This is a genomic window from Paracoccus shandongensis, assembly GCF_017315735.1.
Lineage (GTDB): Bacteria > Pseudomonadota > Alphaproteobacteria > Rhodobacterales > Rhodobacteraceae > Paracoccus > Paracoccus shandongensis.
The window spans coordinates 49887-68875 of sequence record NZ_JAFLRK010000011.1 but is presented as its reverse complement, the minus strand read 5'-3'; the positions used below and the strand labels follow the sequence as shown (position 1 = coordinate 68875).

The following is an 18989-nucleotide window of genomic DNA, read 5'->3' as shown; positions in this document are numbered from 1 at the left end:
CGCTTGCGGGATGTCCGCACGGACGGCACCAACAAAGGGGTAGACATGAAGACTTCGGTTTTTCTGGGCTCGATGGCCGCCGGCGCGCTGATGGCGGGTGCGGGCATGGCCGATACGCTGGCCGACGTGAAGGCGCGCGGTGAATTGAACTGCGGCGTGAACACCGGCCTTGTGGGCTTTGCCGCGCCCGATGCGAACGGCAACTGGACGGGCTTCGACGTCGATTTCTGCAAGGCCGTCGCCGCCGCCGTGCTGGGCGATCCGGCCAAGGTGAAATACGTGCCCACCACCGGCCAGACGCGCTTCACGGCGCTGTCCTCGGGCGAGGTGGACCTGCTGGCGCGCAACTCGACCTGGACCTTCTCGCGCGATACCGACCTGAAGCTGGATTTCATCGGCGTCAACTATTACGACGGCCAGGGCTTCATGGTGAACAAGGACCTGGGCGTGACCTCGGCCAAGGAACTGGACGGCGCGACCATCTGCATCCAGACCGGCACCACGACGGAACTGAACCTGGCCGATTACTTCAAGGCCAACAACATGACCTATCAGCCGGTCAACATCGACAGCAACGCCGAGGGCGAGCAGCAATACATGGCGGGCGCCTGCGACGCCTATACCACCGACGCATCCGGCCTTGCCGCGACCCGCGCCGCCTTTGCCGACCCCGAAAGCCACATCATCCTGCCCGAGATCATTTCCAAGGAACCGCTGGGGCCGGCCGTGCGCCATGGCGATAGCAACTGGGGCGACATCGCCCGCTGGACGCTTTACGCGCTGATCGCGGCCGAGGAATACGGCATCACCTCGAAGAATCTGGAAGAACTGGCGAAATCCTCGCAGAACCCCGAGGTCCAGCGCCTTCTGGGCGTAACCGACGACCTGGGCGCGATGATCGGGCTGGACAAGGACTGGGCCAAGCGCGCCATCGCCGCCAGCGGCAACTATGGCGAGATCTTCGCGGCCAATATCGGCGAGCAGACCCCCATCGGCCTGGCCCGCGGGTTGAACGCGCAATGGACGCAGGGCGGCCTGATGTATGCGATGCCCTTCCGCTGAGGCATCCGACACCTAAAGGGGGCGCCATGGCGCCCCCTTCGCATGACAAGCCCGGTTGCGGAAAACGCTGCCACCACAAGGCAAGACCGGCTGCAGGGGTAGAAGAATGACGGACGTTATGGTGCCGGCGAATCCGCCGTTCCGGCCAAGCATGCTGATCTATGATCGGCGCTATCGGTCGATGACCTTCCAGGTGATCGTGTTCATCCTGGTGATGGCGCTGGCCTGGTGGCTGGTCAACAACACGATCCGCAACCTGGCGGCCCTGGGCAAGGATTTCGACTTCGGCTTCCTGTGGCAGCGCGCGGGATACGACATCCCGCAGACGCCGATCCCCTATACCTCGGACGACACGCACCTGCGCGCGGCCCTTGTGGGGCTGCTGAACACGCTGATCGTGTCGATCCTGGGCTGCATCGCGGCGACGGTCGTGGGGATCATCGCGGGCGTGGCGCGGCTGTCCAACAACTGGCTGATCGCCCGGCTGATGACCGTCTATGTCGAGGCCTTCCGCAACGTCCCCCTGCTGTTGTGGATCCTGATCGTCTTCGCCGTCTTCACCGAGGTGATGCCACCGCCCAACGCCTTTCGCGGGGACGATCCCGCGGCCAGCATGATCCTGTTCGACCATGTGGCGCTGACGAACCGCTATACCGCCATCCCGACGCTGGCGATGACCAACGATCCGGGCAGCCTTGATCTGGGCGCGCGCATCACGATCAGCTGGGCCACCATCGCCTTTGCCGTGGCGCTGGTGGCGGGCTGGATCGTCCGGCGCATGATCGCCGCCTGGGCGCAGCGGGTGCAGGACCAGACAGGCGTCCGCCCCACCACCTGGTGGGCAAGCCTTGCGGTGATGACGGTGCCGTCCCTGCTGCTGATCTGGTATTTCGGCCTGCACCTGATCCCGCCGACCTTGAAGGGCTTCAACTTCACGGGCGGGCTGAACGTCCAGAACGGGCTGGTCGCGCTGTGGCTGGCGCTGACGCTTTATACCGGGGCCTTCATCGCGGAAATCGTGCGGGCGGGGATCCTGGCGATCAGCCGCGGGCAGTCCGAGGCCGCCTTTGCCCTGGGCCTGCGCCCGGGCCGCACCATGAACCTGGTGATCCTGCCGCAGGCGCTGCGGGTCATCATCCCGCCGCTGATTTCCCAATACCTGAACCTGATGAAGAACAGTTCCCTGGCCATCGCCGTGGGCTACATGGACATCAAGGGCACGCTGGGCGGCACCACGCTGAACCAGACGGGGCGGGAACTGGAATCCATCGTGCTGATGATGGGGGTCTATCTGGTCCTCAGCCTGATCATCTCGGCCGGGATGAACCTGTTCAACGCCCGCGTGAAGCTGAAGGAGCGGTGAGATGAGCGAAACCCACGCCCAGACCGTCCCCTTTGTCCGCGACACCATGCTGCCCCCCGCCGCCCCGCCCGTGCGCGAGGCCGGGGCCGTGCGCTGGTTGCGGCAGAACCTGTTCTCGGGGCCGTTGAACACGGTGCTGACGATCCTGGGCGTCCTGATCGTCTGGTTCCTGGTCAGCCATTTCTGGGACTGGTTCGCCCATTCCGTCTGGAACGCGGACAGCCTGTCCGACTGCCGCCGCATCATCGCCGAGACCTGGGGCGAGGGGGCGCGTGGCGCCTGCTGGGCCGTGGTCCGCGAACGCTGGAACCAGTATGTCTATGGCTTCTACCCGCCCGAGCTTTACTGGCGCCCGACCATGGCATTCGGCCTGCTGTTCGTGGCCCTGGCGCCCGTGCTGTTTTCGGAATCGGTCATGATCCGGCGCGTTGTGCTGGCCTTGGCGACGGTGCTGACCCTGTGGCTGATGGCCGTCATGGGCGCGCCCGCCGCTTGGCTGGTCTTTGCCGCCGCCGTGCTGGTCGGCGCGCTGCTGATCTCGGAACGCCAGCCGTCCTGGCTGCTGGTCTTCTCGATCCTGTATCCTCTGATGGGGGTGTGGTTCCTGTGGGGCGGCTCGGCCTGGGGGCCGGTCATGGTGCTGGTGGGACCGGTGCTGGGCTGGATTGCCTGGCGGCTGCTTGGCCGCGCCTCGGCCCTGGTCGCGACGGTCGCGGCGCTGGTGGTGCCGCTGGTCTGGTGGATCGTCTTCGCAGGCGATGCGGCGCGGGATGCGGAAAGCATCGTCTCGCTGGCGATCCCGGCGGTGGCCTCGGACCGCTTTGGCGGGTTCCTCTTGTCCATCACCATCGGCGTGGCGGGCATCGCCATGTCGCTGCCGCTGGGCATCGTGCTGGCCCTGGCGCGGCGGTCGGACATGTTCCTGGTCAAGACCCTGGCGGTGATCTTCATCGAGTTCATCCGGGGCGTTCCGCTGATCGCGCTGCTGTTCGTGGCATCCCTGCTGCTGAACTACTTCCTGCCGCCGGGCACGACCTTCGACATCATCCTGCGCGTCATCATCATGGTGACGCTGTTTTCCGCCGCCTACATGGCCGAGGTGATCCGGGGGGGCCTTGCCGCGCTGCCCAAGGGCCAATACGAGGCCGCCGACGCCCTGGGCCTGGACTACTGGAAGGCGCAGCGGCTGATCGTGCTGCCGCAGGCGCTGAAGATCAGCATTCCCGGCATCGTCTCCACCTTCATCGGCATGTTCAAGGACACCACACTGGTGACCTTCGTGGGCCTGTACGATCCGCTGAAATCCATGTCCGACGCGGTGCGGGCCTCCACAAGCTGGAAGGGCATCTACTGGGAGCCCTATATCTTCGTGGGCTTCATCTTCTTTCTGATCTGCTTCGGCATGTCGCGATATTCGATGTATCTTGAACGCCGGCTGGCACGCGACCACAGGTAAGGACCGCCATGAGCGAAGACATCACCCGCAGGATCGACCGCAGCCACATGCGGATCAGCGACGAGGTCGCCATCGACATCCGCAACATGAACAAGTGGTACGGGTCGTTCCACGTGCTGCGCGACATCGACCTGACCGTGCACCGGGGCGAGCGGATCGTGATCGCCGGGCCGTCCGGGTCGGGCAAATCGACCCTGATCCGCTGCATCAACCGGCTGGAGGAGCATCAGTCCGGCCATATCGTCGTGGACGGGATCGAACTGACCAACGACATCAAGAACATCGACAAGGTGCGGTCCGAAGTCGGCATGGTGTTCCAGCATTTCAACCTGTTCCCCCACCTGACGGTGCTGGAAAACTGCACGCTCGCGCCGATCTGGGTGCGCAAGGTGCCCCGCAAGCAGGCCGAGGCGACGGCCATGCGCTATCTGGAAAAGGTCAAGATCCCCGAGCAGGCCGGGAAATATCCGGGCCAGCTGTCTGGCGGCCAGCAGCAGCGCGTGGCGATTGCGCGGTCGCTGTGCATGCAACCCAAGATCATGCTGTTCGACGAGCCGACCAGCGCCCTTGACCCCGAGATGATCAAGGAGGTACTGGACACCATGATCCAGCTGGCCGAGGAGGGGATGACCATGCTGTGTGTCACGCACGAGATGGGCTTTGCCCAGGCCGTCGCCAACCGCGTGATCTTCATGGACCAGGGCCAGATCGTCGAGCAGAACGAGCCGCGCGAGTTCTTCAACAACCCCAAGTCCGAGCGGACCAAGCTGTTCCTGAGCCAGATCCTGGGGCATTAAGCGGCAAGGCCGGGGGACTTCACGTCCCCCGCTCGGGCCTGCCGGCCCCTTCTCCGCTGAAAAAGGTCCACCGGACCTTTTTCCGGGCGCTTCGAAGCCCCTGGGATATTTACGCCAAAGTGAAAGTCAGTTCCGCCCGTCGAGCCTGACGAAATCCATCACGCTGCCCTGGCCGGGTTCGACCTGCGCCCAGTTGTCCACCTGGAAATCCACCACCAGGGTCGCGCCCGTGGGATAGCGGCGGAAGTCGGGGTCCAGCGGCAGGCGCGCGGGCAGCAGGGCCGCGAATTCGGAAATGCCCGGGTTGTGGCCCAGCATCATCACCGTCGGGTGGGTGGCGGTCTTCAGGACCGCCAGCATCTTTTCCGGGCCCGCCTGATACAGGCCCGGCTCGATGCGGATCACCGGGCGGACCTCCAGCGGCGCGCCCGCGACCATCGCCCAGGTTTCCTGCGTGCGCGCGGCGGACGAGCACAGCACCTCCTCGGGCTCGTACCCGCGCGAGGCCATCCAGTCGCCAAGCGCGCGGGCGGACCGGCGGCCCCGGTCGTTCAGCGGGCGGTCGTGATCGGGCAGGCCCGGATCATCCCAGGCCGACTTGGCATGGCGCGTCAGGATCAGCCGTCGATGTCCAAGCGGTGTCATGTGCAGGCAGCCCCCGTTTCAACCCGAATGTGAACGCAGCCTGCCATTCCCCCGCGCCTTCGGCAAGGCGATGCGTGGAATTACAGCGACGCGCCGCCTTGGCGCAACCCGTGCGGCCGGGTGCTGGGGGGCGTGGACCGGATCAGGCTGCCCGCGCCATGTTCGGTGAACAGTTCCAGCAGGCTGGCATGGGGCACGCGGCCGTCCAGGATCACCACCGCGCGCACCCCGTCCTGCAGGGCCTTCAGCGCGGTTTCCGTCTTGGGGATCATGCCGCCCGCGATGGTGCCGTCGGCGATCATCGCGCGGACCTGGTCGGGGTGAAGCTGGGTCAGAACCTCGCCGTTCCTGTCCTTGACGCCCGCGACATCGGTCAGCAGCAGCAGGCGGTCGGCGCGCAGCGCGCCCGCGATGGCGCCGGCGGCGGTGTCGCCGTTGACGTTGAAGGTTTCGTTGTCGTTCATGCCGGTGGCGACGGGGGCGATCACCGGGATCAGGCCCGCCTTGTAAAGGTCGCGGATGATCTGGACGTTCATTTCCACCGGGCGACCGACGAAGCCCAGTTCGGGGTCGTCCGCCTCGCAGACCATCAGGTCGTCGTCCTTGCCGCTGATGCCGACAGCGCGCCCGCCCGCGTCGTTGATAGCCTGGACGATGCGCTTGTTCACCAGGCCGGACAGCACCATCTCGACCACTTCCACCGTTTCCTTGGTGGTCACGCGCTTGCCGCGCACGAAGGTGCTTTCGATGCCCAGCTTGGCCAGCAGTTCGTTGATCATCGGTCCGCCGCCGTGGCAGACGACCGGGTTCATGCCGACCTGCTTCATCAGAACGATGTCGCGGGCGAATTCAGCCATGGCGTCATCGTCGCCCATGGCGTTGCCGCCGAACTTCACGACGACAACCGCGCCGGAATAGCGTTGCAGATAGGGCAGGGCCTCGGACAGGGTTCTGGCGGTGGCGGTCCAGTCGCGGTTCATGTTCTGCTTTCTCATCCTTGGCCCCTTGTCGACGCGCGGACCCTAGGGCGCATCGGCGGATCAGTCCAGACGCGTTCAGTCCAGACGCGTTCAATCAAGGCTGGCGATGATCGCGCGCAGGGTCGTGATGCCCTGGCCCTTGTCGGAGGAGGTGACGACGATCTGCGGAAAGGCGGCGGGGTGTTTCTGCAGTTCCGCCTCGACCTGGGCGATGACGGGCTGGATGGCGTTCGGGCCCAGCTTGTCGGACTTGGTCAGCACGACCTGGAAAGGGACGGCGGACTTGTCCAGCAGGGTCATGATCTCGTGGTCCACGGGTTTCACCCCATGGCGCGAATCGATCAGGCAGAAGGCGCGGCGCAGGGTCGGGCGGCCCGCCAGATAGTTCTTGAGCAGCGCCTGCCATTTGGCGACGATCGCGACCGGGGCTTTGGCAAAGCCGTAGCCGGGCAGGTCCACCAGATAGCTGTGCTCGCCCAGGGTGAAATAGTTGATTTCCTGCGTGCGCCCCGGCGTGTTGGACGCGCGCGCGATGCCCTTGCGGCCGGTCAGGGCGTTGATCAGGCTGGATTTGCCCACGTTGCTGCGGCCCGCGAAGCAGACCTCGGGGCGGTCGGCGGGGGGCAGGCCGTCCATGGCGACCACGCCCTTGAGGAAATCGACGGGACCGGCGAACAGCAGGCGCGCGGTTTCGGCGGCGTCGGCATCGGGTTCGGGGGCGACGGGGAAGGCGACCTTCATGCCGCCACCTCGTCGCCAAGCGCGATGGCGCCGCCGGTCACGACCTCGGCGAAGATGCCGAAGTCGGTGTGGCCGTAAAGGCGTTCAAGCGTTGCCAGCATGTCGATGTCCCGTTCGCCGGTGTCGGTATTGGCCGAAGTGGCCTCGCAGCGGCCGATATGCTGGGTGACGCGCAGTTCCACGTCGCCGATGCGGAGGATCCGGCCGATCAGGCCGCGTTCGGCCCAGGGGGTCCAGCCGTCCACCCACAGGTTGCCGCGCCAGCGGTGGATGCCGAGCGCCTGGCCCGTGCGGGCTTCCAGGTCGGCAAGGCTGGAAAGCGACAGGATCGAGATCCAAGGCCATTTCTGGTCGGTCCAGATTGCGGCGCCGCGCACAAGACGCGTGGGGGCAGGAGCTTCGGCGGGCCACAAGGGACGCAGCCATGCGACCAGCGTGTCGCCCTCGGTTTCCGGGTCGATCACCAGATCGGCCTGCGTGGGCTGGCGCAGCACCAGATGGCCGTTCGACCAGCCGCCGCTGATGGCCTGCACCTGCGGCGAGGACACGCCGCGCACGAAGCAGGACTTGGGCAGCCAGCGGTCGGGTTCCCCGCCCGTCTGGCTGGCCTGGGCGTTGCGTTCGCCGCTTTCGGTCAGCACCGCCCATTCCCGGTCGCCGGGCAGGCGGCGCGCTGCGGCCAGGGTCACGCGGTCCAGCCCCTCTCCGCCGACCGACTTGATCGGGTGGCGGCGGATATGGGCCAGACGCGCCGTCACTTGCTGTCCTTCCTGGGCCGCGAGGGGATCGAGGCGCGGATATTGCCGAACAGGTCCGGCCGGTGGCCGTGCATCGACATGATCGTGTATTGCTGCACGCAGGTGATCAGGTTGTTGGTGATCCAGTAGAGCACCAGACCGGATGCGAAGCCGCCCAGCATGAACATGAAGATCCAGGGCATCCAGGCGAAGATCATCTTCTGCGCCGGGTCCGCCGGGGCCGGGTTCAGCCGCTGCTGGATCCACATGCTGATGCCCAGCACGATCGCCAGCGCGGGCAGCGACAGCGAATGCAGCAGCGTGCCTTGGGCCGGGGGCGCATAGGGCAGCAGCCCGAACAGGTTCAGAAGCGACGAGGGATCGGGCGCGGCAAGGTCGCGGATCCAGCCCAGCCAGGGGGCGTGGCGCAGTTCGATGGTGACGAAGATCACCTTGTAGAGCGCGAAGAAGATCGGCACCTGCAGCAGCACGGGCAGGCAGCCCGCGGCGGGGTTCACCTTTTCGCGCTTGTAAAGCTCCATCATCTCTTTCTGGAACTTCATGCGGTCGTCGCCGGTGCGTTCCTTCAGCGCCTCCATCTGCGGCTGCAGTTCCTTCATCTTCGCCATCGAGATGTAGGATTTGCGCGCCAGCGGGAAGACCAACAGCTTCAGGATGAAGGTCAGGGCGATGATCGACCAGCCCATGTTGCCGATGAAGCCGTGCAGCCAGTGCAGCACGCGGAAGATGGGCTTGGTCAGGAAATAGAACCAGCCCCAGTCGATGGAATCGACGAACCGCTGGATGCCGGGGGTTTCCTGATAGGCGTTGATGACCTCCCACACCTTGGCGCCCGCGAACAGGTAGCTGTCGGCGTTGACCTGGGTGCCGGGCTGGACGGTCTGCATCGGATAGCGGGCTTCGGTCTGGTAGATGCCAGCCCCTTCCGCATATTTCACCACCGAGGTGAAGGCCTGGCCCGGCGCGGGGGCCAGCGTGGTCATCCAGTACTTGTCAGTGAAGCCGACCCAGCCGTTGCTGGTGACCTGGGTCACCTGGGCGCGGCCCTCGCGGTCCACGGGGTCCAGTTCGGTGATCTTGTCGTATTTCAGTTCCAGCAGCTTGCCGTCGTTCATGCCGACCGCGCCTTCGTGCAGCACGAAGAAGTTCTGCGTGTCGGGGCGGCCATGGCGGGCGATGATGCCATAGGGCGCGGCGGTGAAGGCCGCGTCGCCGTTGTTCTGCAAGGCATGGCCCACGGTGAACAGGTAATTCTCATCGACCGAGAAGGTGCGGCGGAAGATCTGGCCCGCGCCGTTGTCCCAGACCAGCGTGACGGGCTTGCCGGGGGCCAGCACGTCGCCCGATTCAACGGTCCAGACGGTCGAGGGGTTGGGCACCAGCGCCGGATCGACGCCGGGTCCGGGGGTCCAGCCATAGACGGCGTAATAGGGCTTGGCCTCGCCCGTCTGGATCGCCTCCGTGGCCGAGGACGGCGACAGCAGGCGCACATGGGGCGAACTGTCGTCCAGCGTTTCGCGGTATTTCGTCAGCAGCAGGTCGTCGATCCGGCCACCGGCCAGCGAGATCGAGCCTGACAGCGAGGGCGTCTGAATCTGCACGCGGCCTGCCTGGGGCGCGGCGTCCGCAGGCGCGCCCAGGTCGGCGGGCAGGGTGCTGCTTTCCGGGTTCGCCAGCGGCACGTCCTGGGTCTGGGTTTCCACCGCGACCGGCTGTTCGGTCTGGGCGGGCGGCTCGGGGGCGAAGACGGTGTACCAGACCAGGATCACCAGGAACGACAGCACCGTCGCCAGGATCAGATTGCGGTTGTTGTCTTCCATGTGCTTTCCAGCCTCATCGCGTCCGTCGCGCCGCTTCAACAGAAGGGGCGCCTGAAGGTCAAGCGGATTTGGCCCAGGGGCCAGCCTCCGCACAGGGGTCGCAGGCGCCTATCCAAGGCGCGGGATGTCGTCCACGGGTGCCGCGGCGTCCCCGGGGAACAGCGCGGCAAAGTCGAACAGCTTCGGATCCAGCAGATGCGAGGGGCGCACGTTCATCAGCGCGCGGAACATCACCTGGCGGCGGCCCGGCGTGCGCGATTCCCATTCGTCCAGCAGGCGCTTGACCTGCACGCGCTGCAACCCTTCCTGGCTGCCGCAAAGGTCGCAGGGGATGATGGGATAGTTCATCGCGCGGGAAAACCGCTCGCAATCGGCCTCGGCCACATAGGCCAGGGGGCGCAGGACCGTCAGGTCGCCGTCTTCGTTCAGCAGCTTGGGCGGCATGGTCGCCAGCCTGCCGCCGTGGAACAGGTTCATGAAGAAGGTTTCCAGGATGTCGTCGCGGTGATGGCCCAGGACCACGGCGGAACAGCCTTCCTCGCGCGCGATGCGGTACAGGTTGCCCCGGCGCAGGCGCGAACACAGCGAACACATCGTGCCGCCCGGCGCGATCTTGTCGGTGACGATGGAATAGGTGTCCTGGTATTCGATCCGGTGCGCGACGCCCCGTTCGGTCAGGAATTGCGGCAAAACGGTCGCCGGAAAGTTCGGCTGGCCCTGGTCCAGGTTGCAGGCCAGCAGGTCCACCGGCAGCAGCCCGCGCCATTTCAACTCGTGCAGGACGGCCAGCAGGGTATAGCTGTCCTTGCCGCCCGACAGGCAGACCAGCCAGCGGTCGCCGGGGCGGATCATGCCGTAATCCTCGATGGCGGCGCGGGTTTCGCGGACCAGCCGCTTGCGCAGCTTGCGGAACTCGGTCGAGGAGGGCGCGCCCGCGAACAGCGGGTGGATCTCGGCCAGCTCGTCAGTGTCGTCCAGCATGGGACTGCCTTTCGTGTTCGGGATCGGCCCCCGGCACCGGATCATAGCCCGCGCCGCCCCAGGGGTGGCATCGCCCGACGCGCCGGGCCGCCAGCCAGGTGCCGCGCAGGGCGCCGTGGCGGGACAGCGCCTCCAGCGCATAGGCGGAACAGGTCGGCTGGAAGCGGCAGCCATGGCCCACCCAGGGCGAGGCCACCAGCCGATAGCCGCGCACCGGCAGCGCCAGAAGGCGGGCGAGCGGGCTCATGGATGGATTTTCCGCAGCGCATGGGCCAGGTCGCGGCAAAGGTCGGCGAAGTCGCGGCTGACGGTCGCCTCGGGGCGGCCGACCAGCACGTAGTCCCAGCCTTGCCGCGCGCCTTGGGGCAGGTGCAGCCGCGCAACCTCGCGCAAGCGCCGCTTGGCGCGGTTGCGCATCACGGCGTTGCCGATCTTCTTGGAACAGGTGAAGCCCACGCGGAACGGCAGCCCGTCGCCCCGGTCGCGCGCTTGCAGCAGAAAGCCGGGCGTGCCCTGGCGCAGCGCGCGCGCGGCCGCCAGGAAGTCGGCGCGCTTGGCGATGACGGGGGGCATGGACATGCGAAATGCCGCCGTGCCGTCATCCTTGGGTCGCGCGGGGGCAACGGCGGGATGGGGCAGGGGCGGCATGGCGAAAGCCTTTGGATCGGCGGGGGGTGCCCGCCGCAAAAGGATCAGGCCGACAGGCGCTTGCGGCCCTTGGCGCGGCGGCGGTTCAGCACCAGCTGGCCGCCTTTGGTCGCCATGCGGGCGCGAAAGCCGTGACGGCGCGCACGAACGAGGTTCGAGGGTTGAAAGGTGCGCTTCATGGTCAGTCTCCGGGCTCTTGTCTTGCGGGTGGCGGCTGGCAGCGGCGGAACGGCAAAATTCCACCTTGCACGCGAACGCGCCGGTTGTGCGAAGCCCGCTGGATAGATCACGCCGCCTGTCCCGTCAACCGACAAGAGGAGGCCCTTTGCAGAATGTCCTTTTCCAGGCGGGCAGGAACCTGCTTATGATCACATTCGTTTGATGTGCAAACGGGGGCCCCGGGGCCGAAACACGCGTATTCGACGCGATGACAACCAAGAATACATGCGACTGAATACGATCTCTGGCCGATTCGCCGCGCTGACGATCATCTTCGTGATGTTGGCGGAACTGTTCATCCTGCTTCCGGCCCTGGCGAGCTTTCGGCTCGACTATCTCGAATCGCGGTTGGAGCGGGCGCAGATCGCCAGCCTTGCGTTGCTGGCGACCGACGAATCGCTGGCCAGCGACCTGGAATCGGAACTGTTGCAGAATGCCGGGGTCTTCAACGTCGTGCTGCGCCGCAACGACATCCGCCAGCTTGTCCTGTCCTCGCCCATTCCCGGCCCCGTCGCCCAAACCTATGACCTGCGCGAGGAAGGCGTGGCCCAGACCATCGACGACGCGATGGGCACGCTGCTCAACCGCCGGAAAGAGGTGATCCGCGTGATGGGATCGCCCGTCAACCAGGCGGGCCAGCTGATCGAGATCACCATGGAAACCGCCCCCCTGCGCGCGGCGATGATCGAATACGGCGTGCGGTTGCTGCTGTTGTCGGCGGCCTTTTCCATCCTGACGGCGCTGCTTCTGAACCTGGCCGTGCAGCGGCTGGTGCTGGTGCCGATCCGGCGCGTGATCAGCCATATGGTGTCCTATGCCCAGGCACCCGAGGATCCGCGCCACATCATCACCCCCGACGCCCGGCTGGCCGAGTTGCGCGACGCCGAGACGGCGATGGCGTCCATGCAAAAGACCGTCACCTCGTCCCTGAAGCAGCGCGAACGGATGGCGCAACTGGGCGAGGCGGTGGCCAAGATCAGCCACGACCTGCGCAACATCCTGACCACGGCGCAGATCTTCGCCGACCGGCTGGAGGACAGCGGCGACCCCAAGGTCCGGCGCGCGGCGCCGAAGCTGGTGAATTCCATCAGCCGGGCGGTCAATCTGTGCGAAACGACCCTGGCCTTCGGCAAGGCCGAGGAACCCGCGCCCACCTTGTCGCGCTTTTCGCTGGCCCAGTTGGCCGCCGAGGTGATCGAGGCCGAGTCCCTGGCCAGCCCCGCGGCCCAGGTCGATTTCCTGATGGACATTCCCCCCACCCTGACCATCCGCGCCGACCGCGACCAGCTTTACAGGGTTCTGGCGAACCTGACCCGCAACGCCCGCCAGGCCATCGAGGGCACGGGCGGGCCCGGCACGGTCGAGATCGGCGCGGGCGAGACCGACAGCGACTGGTGGATCCGCGTGGGCGACACCGGCCCGGGCCTGCCGGAAAAGGCGCGGGAATACCTGTTCAAGCCTTTTTCCGGCAGCGTGCGCAAGGGCGGCACCGGGTTGGGGCTGACCATCGCGGCCGATCTGGTGCGCGGCCATGGCGGGCGGCTGGATCTGGTCCGCAGCGACACCGAGGGCAGCGAGTTCATGATCCATATTCCGCGCGACATGGCGATCCTGCCGGCGCGACAGGCGGCGGGCGGGCGATAAAAAACGGGGGCGGGACTTTTTTCTGCCAAACCCCTCTTGCATCCCCCGGAACAGGGGGATAGATCACCGCCCTACGACGGACCCGTAGCTCAGCTGGATAGAGCACCAGACTACGAATCTGGGGGTCGGGCGTTCGAATCGCTCCGGGTCCGCCACTTCCATCCTGTGTTCTAGAAGACACCCAGAACATACAGGATGACGATGACGATGATGGGCACGCCAAGCCACCAGGCGAACAGACCCTTCATGGAAAGCTCCTGATATTATGTGGTTGTGAAGCCAACGTCAGCTTGGCGCCAAGGTTCCCCGCCTTTCGCGGCCGTCCTGCCTGGGCTATAGCGACCGCCATGATCTATCGCGCCGCCGCCGCCTTTCTGGAACAGGGTTTCCGCCTGCGTGCCCTGCCGCGCGGGCAGGATGCGCTGCGCGAGCGGCTGGTCCTGGATCCTGTCGGTCCCGCCGATATCTGGGTCCACGGCGCCTCGGTGGGAGAGCTGACCTCGGCCCGGCCGGTCATCGCGGCCCTGGCGCGGACGCATCGGGTGCTGGTCACGGCCAACAGCCTGACCGGGCGGGACATGGCGGCGGGGTGGGGCTTGCCCGCCCGGCTGGCGCCCCTGGATCTGCCGGGCGCGCTGGCGCGGTTCCTGGATCAGGCGCGGCCCCGCCTTCAGGTCACGGTCGAGGGCGAGTTCTGGCCGCTGCGGTCGCAGGCCCTGGCCGACCGGGGCATCCCGCAGGCGGTGATCGGGGCGCGGCTGTCGGCACGCTCGGCCCGCCGCTGGGCGCGGCTGCCGCGCCTGATCGGGCCGGTCTTGCAGCGGCTGGCGGTGCTGTCGGCGCAGGATCCGGGCAGCGAGGCGCGGCTGCGCGCCCTGGGCCTGTCTGACCGCGCGGTCCTGCCCCGGCTGGACCTGAAGCTGCTGGGGCCTGCCGGGATCACGCCGCCGCAGCCTTCGACAGCGCGCGACCGGACGGTGCTGGCAGCCTCGACCCACGAGGGCGAGGAGGCGGTGGCGCTGGACGCCTGGATGCAGGCGCGAAGGCACCATCCCGGCCTGCGGCTGATCCTGGCCATCCGCCACCCGCAACGGGGGGACGAGGTGGCCGCCCTGCTGGTCGGGCGCGGGGTCGCCTTTCAGCGGCGCTCCGCCGGGGGAACGGGGGGCGCGGTGCTGCTGGCCGACACGCTGGGCGAGATGGACCGCTGGTATGCGGCGGCGGGGATCTGCTTCGTGGGCGGTTCCCTGACCGACCGGGGCGGCCATACCCCGTGGGAGCCCGCGGCCCATGGCTCGGCGATCCTGCACGGGCCGCATGTGGGCAATTTCATCGAAGCCTATGGGGCGCTGGACGCGGCGGGGGCGGCGCGTCCGGTCGATGCCGGGTCGCTGGCGGACCGCCTGGCGCACCTGGCGGGCGATGCCCTGGCGGCCCGGCGGATGGGGCAGGCGGCCCGCGCGGTGCTGGACGACCGGGCGGGCGATCCGGCGGCGCTGATCGGACGCCTGCGGGAACTTGCAGGCGCGCAAGGCTGACCCGATATAAGGCAGGGAAAGGAAAAGGGTTCAACCGATGATCCGCTATGCTTTGCGCTGCGACCAAGGCCATGACTTCGACGGCTGGTTCCGTTCGTCCGACGCGTTCGAGACGACGCGGGCGGCCGGTCACGTCGCCTGCACGCAATGCGGGTCGGGCACGGTGGAAAAGTCGCTGATGGCGCCCTCGGTCCCCGCCGCCCGGAAGGCCGAACCCCCCGTGAACCCGGTCGAGGCCGCGTTGCAGGCCCTGCGCCAGCAGGTCGAGGCGAACAGCGACTATGTCGGCCTGAAATTCGCGGACGAGGCGCGCGCCATGCACGAGGGCCGCGCCCCCACCCGCGCCATCCATGGCGAGGCGAAGATCGAGGAAGCCCGCAAGCTGATCGAGGAAGGCGTGCCGGTCGCGCCCTTGCCGTTCATCCCGCGCCAGAAGACGAACTAGGACAGGCTGACGGTTCCTGGGCGGGAGCGGAACGCGACGCGCGTTTCCCCGCCCTTCGCGCGGCGGTGCCACCAGAGACGGTGCCACCCCATGATCAGGAAAGGCCACCGCCCGCCTGGGGGGGGGGCGGACGCATCGCCAGGCAGAAGGCGGGATTTCTGCATCGGCCTCCCCTGCCATCCCCTTTCCGCCCTTGCGGTTTCGCCCCCCCGCCCATAAAAGCCGCGCCGAACAGGAACCCCCAGGTCGGAGGCCCGCGATGCCGCTTCTGGTGATGAAATTTGGCGGCACATCGGTGGCCGATCTTGACCGGATCAAGAACGCCGCCACCAAGGTGCAGCGCGAGGTCGAGCGCGGCTATGACGTGATCGTCATCGTCAGCGCCATGTCCGGCAAGACGAACGAACTGGTCGGCTGGGTCGAACAGACCTCGCCCTTGTTCGACGCGCGCGAATACGACGCGGTGGTCAGCTCGGGCGAGAACGTCACCGCCGGCCTGATGGCGCTGACCTTGCAGGAGATGGGCGTGCCCGCGCGGTCCTGGCAGGGCTGGCAGGTGCCCATCAACACCACCGCGCAACATTCGGCGGCGCGCTTCGTCGACATCCCGCGCGCCAACATCGACCAGAAGTTCGCCGAGGGCTTCAAGGTCGCGGTCGTGGCGGGCTTCCAGGGGCTTGGCCCCGACGGGCGCATCACCACGCTGGGCCGGGGCGGATCGGACACCACCGCCGTAGCCTTCGCCGCCGCCTTCGGGGCCGAACGCTGCGACATCTATACCGACGTGGACGGCGTTTACACGACCGATCCGCGCATCACCACCAAGGCCCGCAAGCTGGACAAGATCGCCTTCGAGGAGATGCTGGAACTGGCCTCCCTGGGCGCGAAGGTCTTGCAAACCCGGTCGGTGGAACTGGCCATGCGCTACAAGGTGCGGCTGCGCGTGCTATCCTCGTTCGAGGACACGGACGAAAATTCGGGCACCCTGATCTGTGCCGAGGAGGAAATCATGGAATCGAAAGTCGTCAATGGCGTCGCCTCCTCGCGCGACGAAGCCAAGATCACCCTGGTCACGGTCGAGGATCGCCCCGGCATTTCCGCCGCCATCTTCGCCCCCCTGGCCGAGGCGGGCGTGAACGTGGACATGATCGTCCAGAACATTTCCGAAAAGGATTACGAGGATCATCCGGGTTCCGTGACCGACATGACCTTTTCCGTCCCCATCAACCAGGTGGAACGCGCCAAGCGCGCGATGGAGGAGGCGATGGCCGCGGGCCACATCGCCTATGACGAGCTGGTCGTGGATACCGAGGTCGCCAAGGTGTCGGTCGTGGGCATCGGGATGCGCAGCCATGCGGGCGTGGCGGCGAAGATGTTCAAGGCGCTTGCTGATGAAAACGTCAACATCAAGGTCATTTCCACCAGCGAGATCAAGATTTCGGTGCTGATCGACCGCAAGTATATGGAATTGGCCGTGCAGGCGCTGCATGATGCCTTTGGCCTGGAAGCGGCCTGACATTTCCTGACGGCCCGCCCCTTTGCGGCGGCGGCGGGTTATCGCAAAGCAAGGCGGGCCGGCGATGCAAGACCGCAAGGACAGCGACTCTCGCAAGTTGCTGCAACGGTTGAAGGGAATTCTGGCCGCCCCCGGCGGCGGCCAGGACCGGCTGGACGAGATCACCCATCACATCGCCGATTCGATGGGAACGGATGTCTGCTCGATCTACCTGTTCCGCGATCCCAACACGCTGGAGCTTTGCGCGACCGAGGGGCTGCGCCCCGAATCCGTCCACCGCACCCGCCTTCGCCTGGGCGAGGGACTGGTGGGCCGCGTGGCCCGCACCGGCCGGCATGTGAACACCGCCGATGCGCCGTCCCAGCCGGGCTTCCGCTTCATGCCGGAAACGGGCGAGGAGGTGTTCCCCTCGTTCCTGGGCGTGCCGATCCAGCGGGTCGGCGAACGGCTGGGCGTGCTGGTGGTCCAGTGCCGCGAGGCGCGGCTGTTTTCCGAAGACGAGATCTATGGCCTGGAGGTCGTGGCCATGGTCCTGGCCGAGATGACCGAGCTTGGCGCCTTCCAGGGCAGCCAGTCCGACAGCCTGCCGCCCGCGCACCGCTTTCCGCTGATGATCCGGGGATCGACCGGGCAGGAGGGCGCCGCCGAAGGCCGCGTCTGGCTGCACGAGGCGCGCGTGGTCGTCACCAACCCCGTGGGCGACGACCCCGACCGCGAACTCGCGCGCCTGCACGAGGGCGTGGCGATGCTGCGCAGCACCGTGGACAAGATGGTCGCCGCCGCCGACATGGGCGGCGAGGGCGAGCATACCGCCGTTCTGGAAACCTATCGCATGTTCGCCCATTCGCGCAGCTGGCTGAAGCGGATGGAGGAGGACATCCAGCTTGGCCTATCGGCCGAGGCCGCGGTGGAAAAGGAACAGTCCGCCGCCCGCGCCCGGCTGGAAATGGCCGCCGACCCCTATCTGCGCGACCGCCTGCACGACCTGGACGACCTGTCGAACCGGCTGCTGCGGATCCTGACCGGGCAGGGCATCAATACCGGCGCGGAAATGCCCGACAACCCGATCCTGGTCGCGCGCAACATCGGCCCGGCGGAACTGCTGGAATATGGCCGCCGGTTGCGCGGCGTGGTGCTGGAGGACGGATCGGTGGGCAGCCACGCCACCATCGTCGCCCGCGCGCTGGCGATCCCGCTGGTGATCCATGCTTCCCGCATCACGACCGAGGCGCTGAACGGCGACACGATCCTGATCGACGGCGACCAGGGCATCGTCCACCTGCGCCCCGAGGAAAGCGTCCACAAGGCCTTCCTGGACAAGATCGCCATGCAGGCCGAGGCGCAGAACCGCTATGCCAGCCTGCGCGCGCTGCCCGCGACGGGCACCTGCGGCACGACGATCCAGCTTTACATGAACGCGGGCCTGATGGCCGACCTGCCGTCCCTGGCCGGGTCGGGGGCCGAGGGCGTGGGCCTGTTCCGCACCGAATTGCAGTTCCTGATCCGCAACCACGTCCCCCGCCGGGGCGAACTGGCCGAGCTTTACCGCCGCGTCATGGACAATGCCCAGGGCAGGCCGGTGATGTTCCGCACGCTGGACATCGGGTCCGACAAGGTGCTGCCCTACATGAAGCCGCAGGACGAACCCAACCCGGCGATGGGCTGGCGCGCGATCCGCGTGGGCCTGGACAAGCGCGGCGTCTTGCGGATGCAGTTGCAGGCGCTGATCCGGGCATCCGTCGGGCGGCCGCTGCACGTGATGTTCCCCTTTATCGCCGACATCGCGGAATACGAGGCGGCGTACAAGATCCTGATGCAGGAGGTGTCGCGCGAACAGCGGCTTGGCCATCCGATGCCCAGCGACATCCGCGTGGGCGCCATGCTGGAAACGCCGTCCCTGGCCTTTGCGCCGAAAAGGTTCTTCGAGATGTGCGACTTCATCTCGATCGGGGGCAATGACCTCAAGCAGTTCTTCTTCGCCGCCGACCGGGAAAACGAACGGGTGCGGCGGCGTTACGACACGCTGAACTCGTCCTTCCTGCTGCTGTTGCGCCAGATCGTCGAACGCTGCGAGGAGGCGCGCGTGCCCCTGTCCTTCTGCGGCGAGGATGCGGGCCGCCCGGTCGAGGCGCTGGCCTTCGCCGCCCTGGGGATCCGGCGGCTGTCGATGCGCCCGGCCTCCATCGGGCCGGTCAAGCACCTGATCCGCCGCGTGTCCATCACCGGCCTGCGCCAGGTCATCGACGAGGGGCTGGACCGCGGCTTGCCGAACCTGCGCCAGCCCGTCACGGAATGGCTGGCCAGCCAATAGGCGGAAAGGCGCGAAAACAGGCAGCGCCCCCGCGACGGGCCTGCAAACCTGCAACCTTCCCAGGG

18 protein-coding genes and 1 tRNA gene are annotated in these 18989 nt (G+C 67.0%); 10 read left to right on the top strand and 9 right to left on the bottom strand.

Annotation, left to right across the window (positions count from 1 at the left end; all coding sequences use genetic code 11):
* The first annotated feature begins 45 nt into the window (after positions 1-45).
* From JX613_RS09550 to JX613_RS09535, 4 genes are all read left to right on the top strand, one after another.
* Positions 46-1062 carry an amino acid ABC transporter substrate-binding protein gene (locus JX613_RS09550; protein ID WP_207101231.1) on the top strand — a complete coding sequence of 339 codons (1017 nt, stop codon included), beginning with the start codon at positions 46-48 and terminating at the stop codon, positions 1060-1062.
* Positions 1063-1168: 106 nt separating this feature from the next.
* On the top strand, positions 1169-2425 hold the full coding sequence (locus tag JX613_RS09545) for an amino acid ABC transporter permease (protein WP_419538828.1): 1257 nt from the start codon (positions 1169-1171) through the stop codon (positions 2423-2425).
* A 1-nt stretch (position 2426) separates the two neighbouring features.
* Positions 2427-3881 (top strand): amino acid ABC transporter permease, encoded by a 1455-nt coding sequence (locus JX613_RS09540; RefSeq protein ID WP_207101229.1) that lies wholly within the window; start codon positions 2427-2429, stop codon positions 3879-3881.
* 8 nt (positions 3882-3889) lie between these two features.
* Positions 3890-4678: an amino acid ABC transporter ATP-binding protein gene (locus tag JX613_RS09535; protein ID WP_207101228.1), complete on the top strand. Its 789-nt coding sequence runs from the start codon at positions 3890-3892 to the stop codon at positions 4676-4678.
* A gap of 126 nt (positions 4679-4804) precedes the next feature.
* Here the strand turns inward: JX613_RS09535 and JX613_RS09530 are convergent, their stop codons facing one another.
* The 9 genes from JX613_RS09530 to rpmH form a co-directional block, all read right to left on the bottom strand.
* Complete coding sequence (locus JX613_RS09530) at positions 4805-5323, bottom strand: SixA phosphatase family protein (RefSeq protein ID WP_207101227.1); 519 nt, start codon at positions 5321-5323, stop codon at positions 4805-4807.
* Positions 5324-5403: 80 nt separating this feature from the next.
* On the bottom strand, positions 5404-6303 hold the full coding sequence (gene argB, locus JX613_RS09525; RefSeq protein ID WP_207101265.1) for an acetylglutamate kinase: 900 nt from the start codon (positions 6301-6303) through the stop codon (positions 5404-5406).
* A 90-nt stretch (positions 6304-6393) separates the two neighbouring features.
* On the bottom strand, positions 6394-7044 hold the full coding sequence (yihA, locus tag JX613_RS09520) for a ribosome biogenesis GTP-binding protein YihA/YsxC (RefSeq protein ID WP_207101226.1): 651 nt from the start codon (positions 7042-7044) through the stop codon (positions 6394-6396).
* Positions 7041-7802, bottom strand: a complete 762-nt coding sequence (locus tag JX613_RS09515; RefSeq protein WP_207101225.1) for an MOSC domain-containing protein — start codon at positions 7800-7802, stop codon at positions 7041-7043. The genes yihA and JX613_RS09515 overlap by 4 nt, the downstream gene beginning before the upstream one ends.
* A complete protein-coding gene (gene yidC, locus JX613_RS09510; protein WP_207101224.1) occupies positions 7799-9622 on the bottom strand; it encodes a membrane protein insertase YidC in 1824 nt (607 codons plus the stop codon). Before yidC ends, JX613_RS09515 begins: the two co-directional genes overlap by 4 nt.
* Positions 9623-9730: 108 nt before the next feature.
* The gene (gene ttcA / locus JX613_RS09505) at positions 9731-10603 is read right to left on the bottom strand and encodes a tRNA 2-thiocytidine(32) synthetase TtcA (RefSeq protein WP_207101223.1); all 873 of its coding nucleotides are present in this window, start codon (positions 10601-10603) and stop codon (positions 9731-9733) included.
* Positions 10587-10850, bottom strand: coding sequence for a membrane protein insertion efficiency factor YidD (gene yidD / locus JX613_RS09500; RefSeq protein WP_207101222.1), 264 nt, complete (start codon positions 10848-10850; stop codon positions 10587-10589). The genes ttcA and yidD overlap by 17 nt, the downstream gene beginning before the upstream one ends.
* Positions 10847-11182: a ribonuclease P protein component gene (rnpA, locus tag JX613_RS09495; RefSeq protein ID WP_237168481.1), complete on the bottom strand. Its 336-nt coding sequence runs from the start codon at positions 11180-11182 to the stop codon at positions 10847-10849. The genes yidD and rnpA overlap by 4 nt, the downstream gene beginning before the upstream one ends.
* A 113-nt stretch (positions 11183-11295) precedes the next feature.
* Entirely contained in the window at positions 11296-11430 is a 135-nt protein-coding gene (gene rpmH / locus JX613_RS09490) for a 50S ribosomal protein L34 (RefSeq protein WP_089386361.1), read from the bottom strand.
* 265 nt (positions 11431-11695) lie between these two features.
* Between rpmH and JX613_RS09485 the strand changes: the two genes are divergently transcribed.
* The 6 genes from JX613_RS09485 to ptsP all read left to right on the top strand — a co-directional run bounded on the left by JX613_RS09485 (position 11696) and on the right by ptsP (position 18924).
* On the top strand, positions 11696-13114 hold the full coding sequence (locus JX613_RS09485; protein ID WP_207101220.1) for a sensor histidine kinase: 1419 nt from the start codon (positions 11696-11698) through the stop codon (positions 13112-13114).
* A 78-nt stretch (positions 13115-13192) separates the two neighbouring features.
* Positions 13193-13269: transfer RNA gene (locus tag JX613_RS09480), tRNA-Arg, on the top strand.
* 192 nt (positions 13270-13461) lie between these two features.
* Positions 13462-14652: a 3-deoxy-D-manno-octulosonic acid transferase gene (locus JX613_RS09475; protein WP_207101219.1), complete on the top strand. Its 1191-nt coding sequence runs from the start codon at positions 13462-13464 to the stop codon at positions 14650-14652.
* A gap of 37 nt (positions 14653-14689) precedes the next feature.
* Positions 14690-15097 carry a DUF1178 family protein gene (locus JX613_RS09470; protein WP_207101218.1) on the top strand — a complete coding sequence of 136 codons (408 nt, stop codon included), beginning with the start codon at positions 14690-14692 and terminating at the stop codon, positions 15095-15097.
* 259 nt (positions 15098-15356) lie between these two features.
* Complete coding sequence (locus JX613_RS09465; RefSeq protein ID WP_207101217.1) at positions 15357-16613, top strand: aspartate kinase; 1257 nt, start codon at positions 15357-15359, stop codon at positions 16611-16613.
* 64 nt (positions 16614-16677) lie between these two features.
* Entirely contained in the window at positions 16678-18924 is a 2247-nt protein-coding gene (gene ptsP, locus JX613_RS09460; RefSeq protein ID WP_207101216.1) for a phosphoenolpyruvate--protein phosphotransferase, read from the top strand.
* Positions 18925-18989 lie beyond the last annotated feature (65 nt).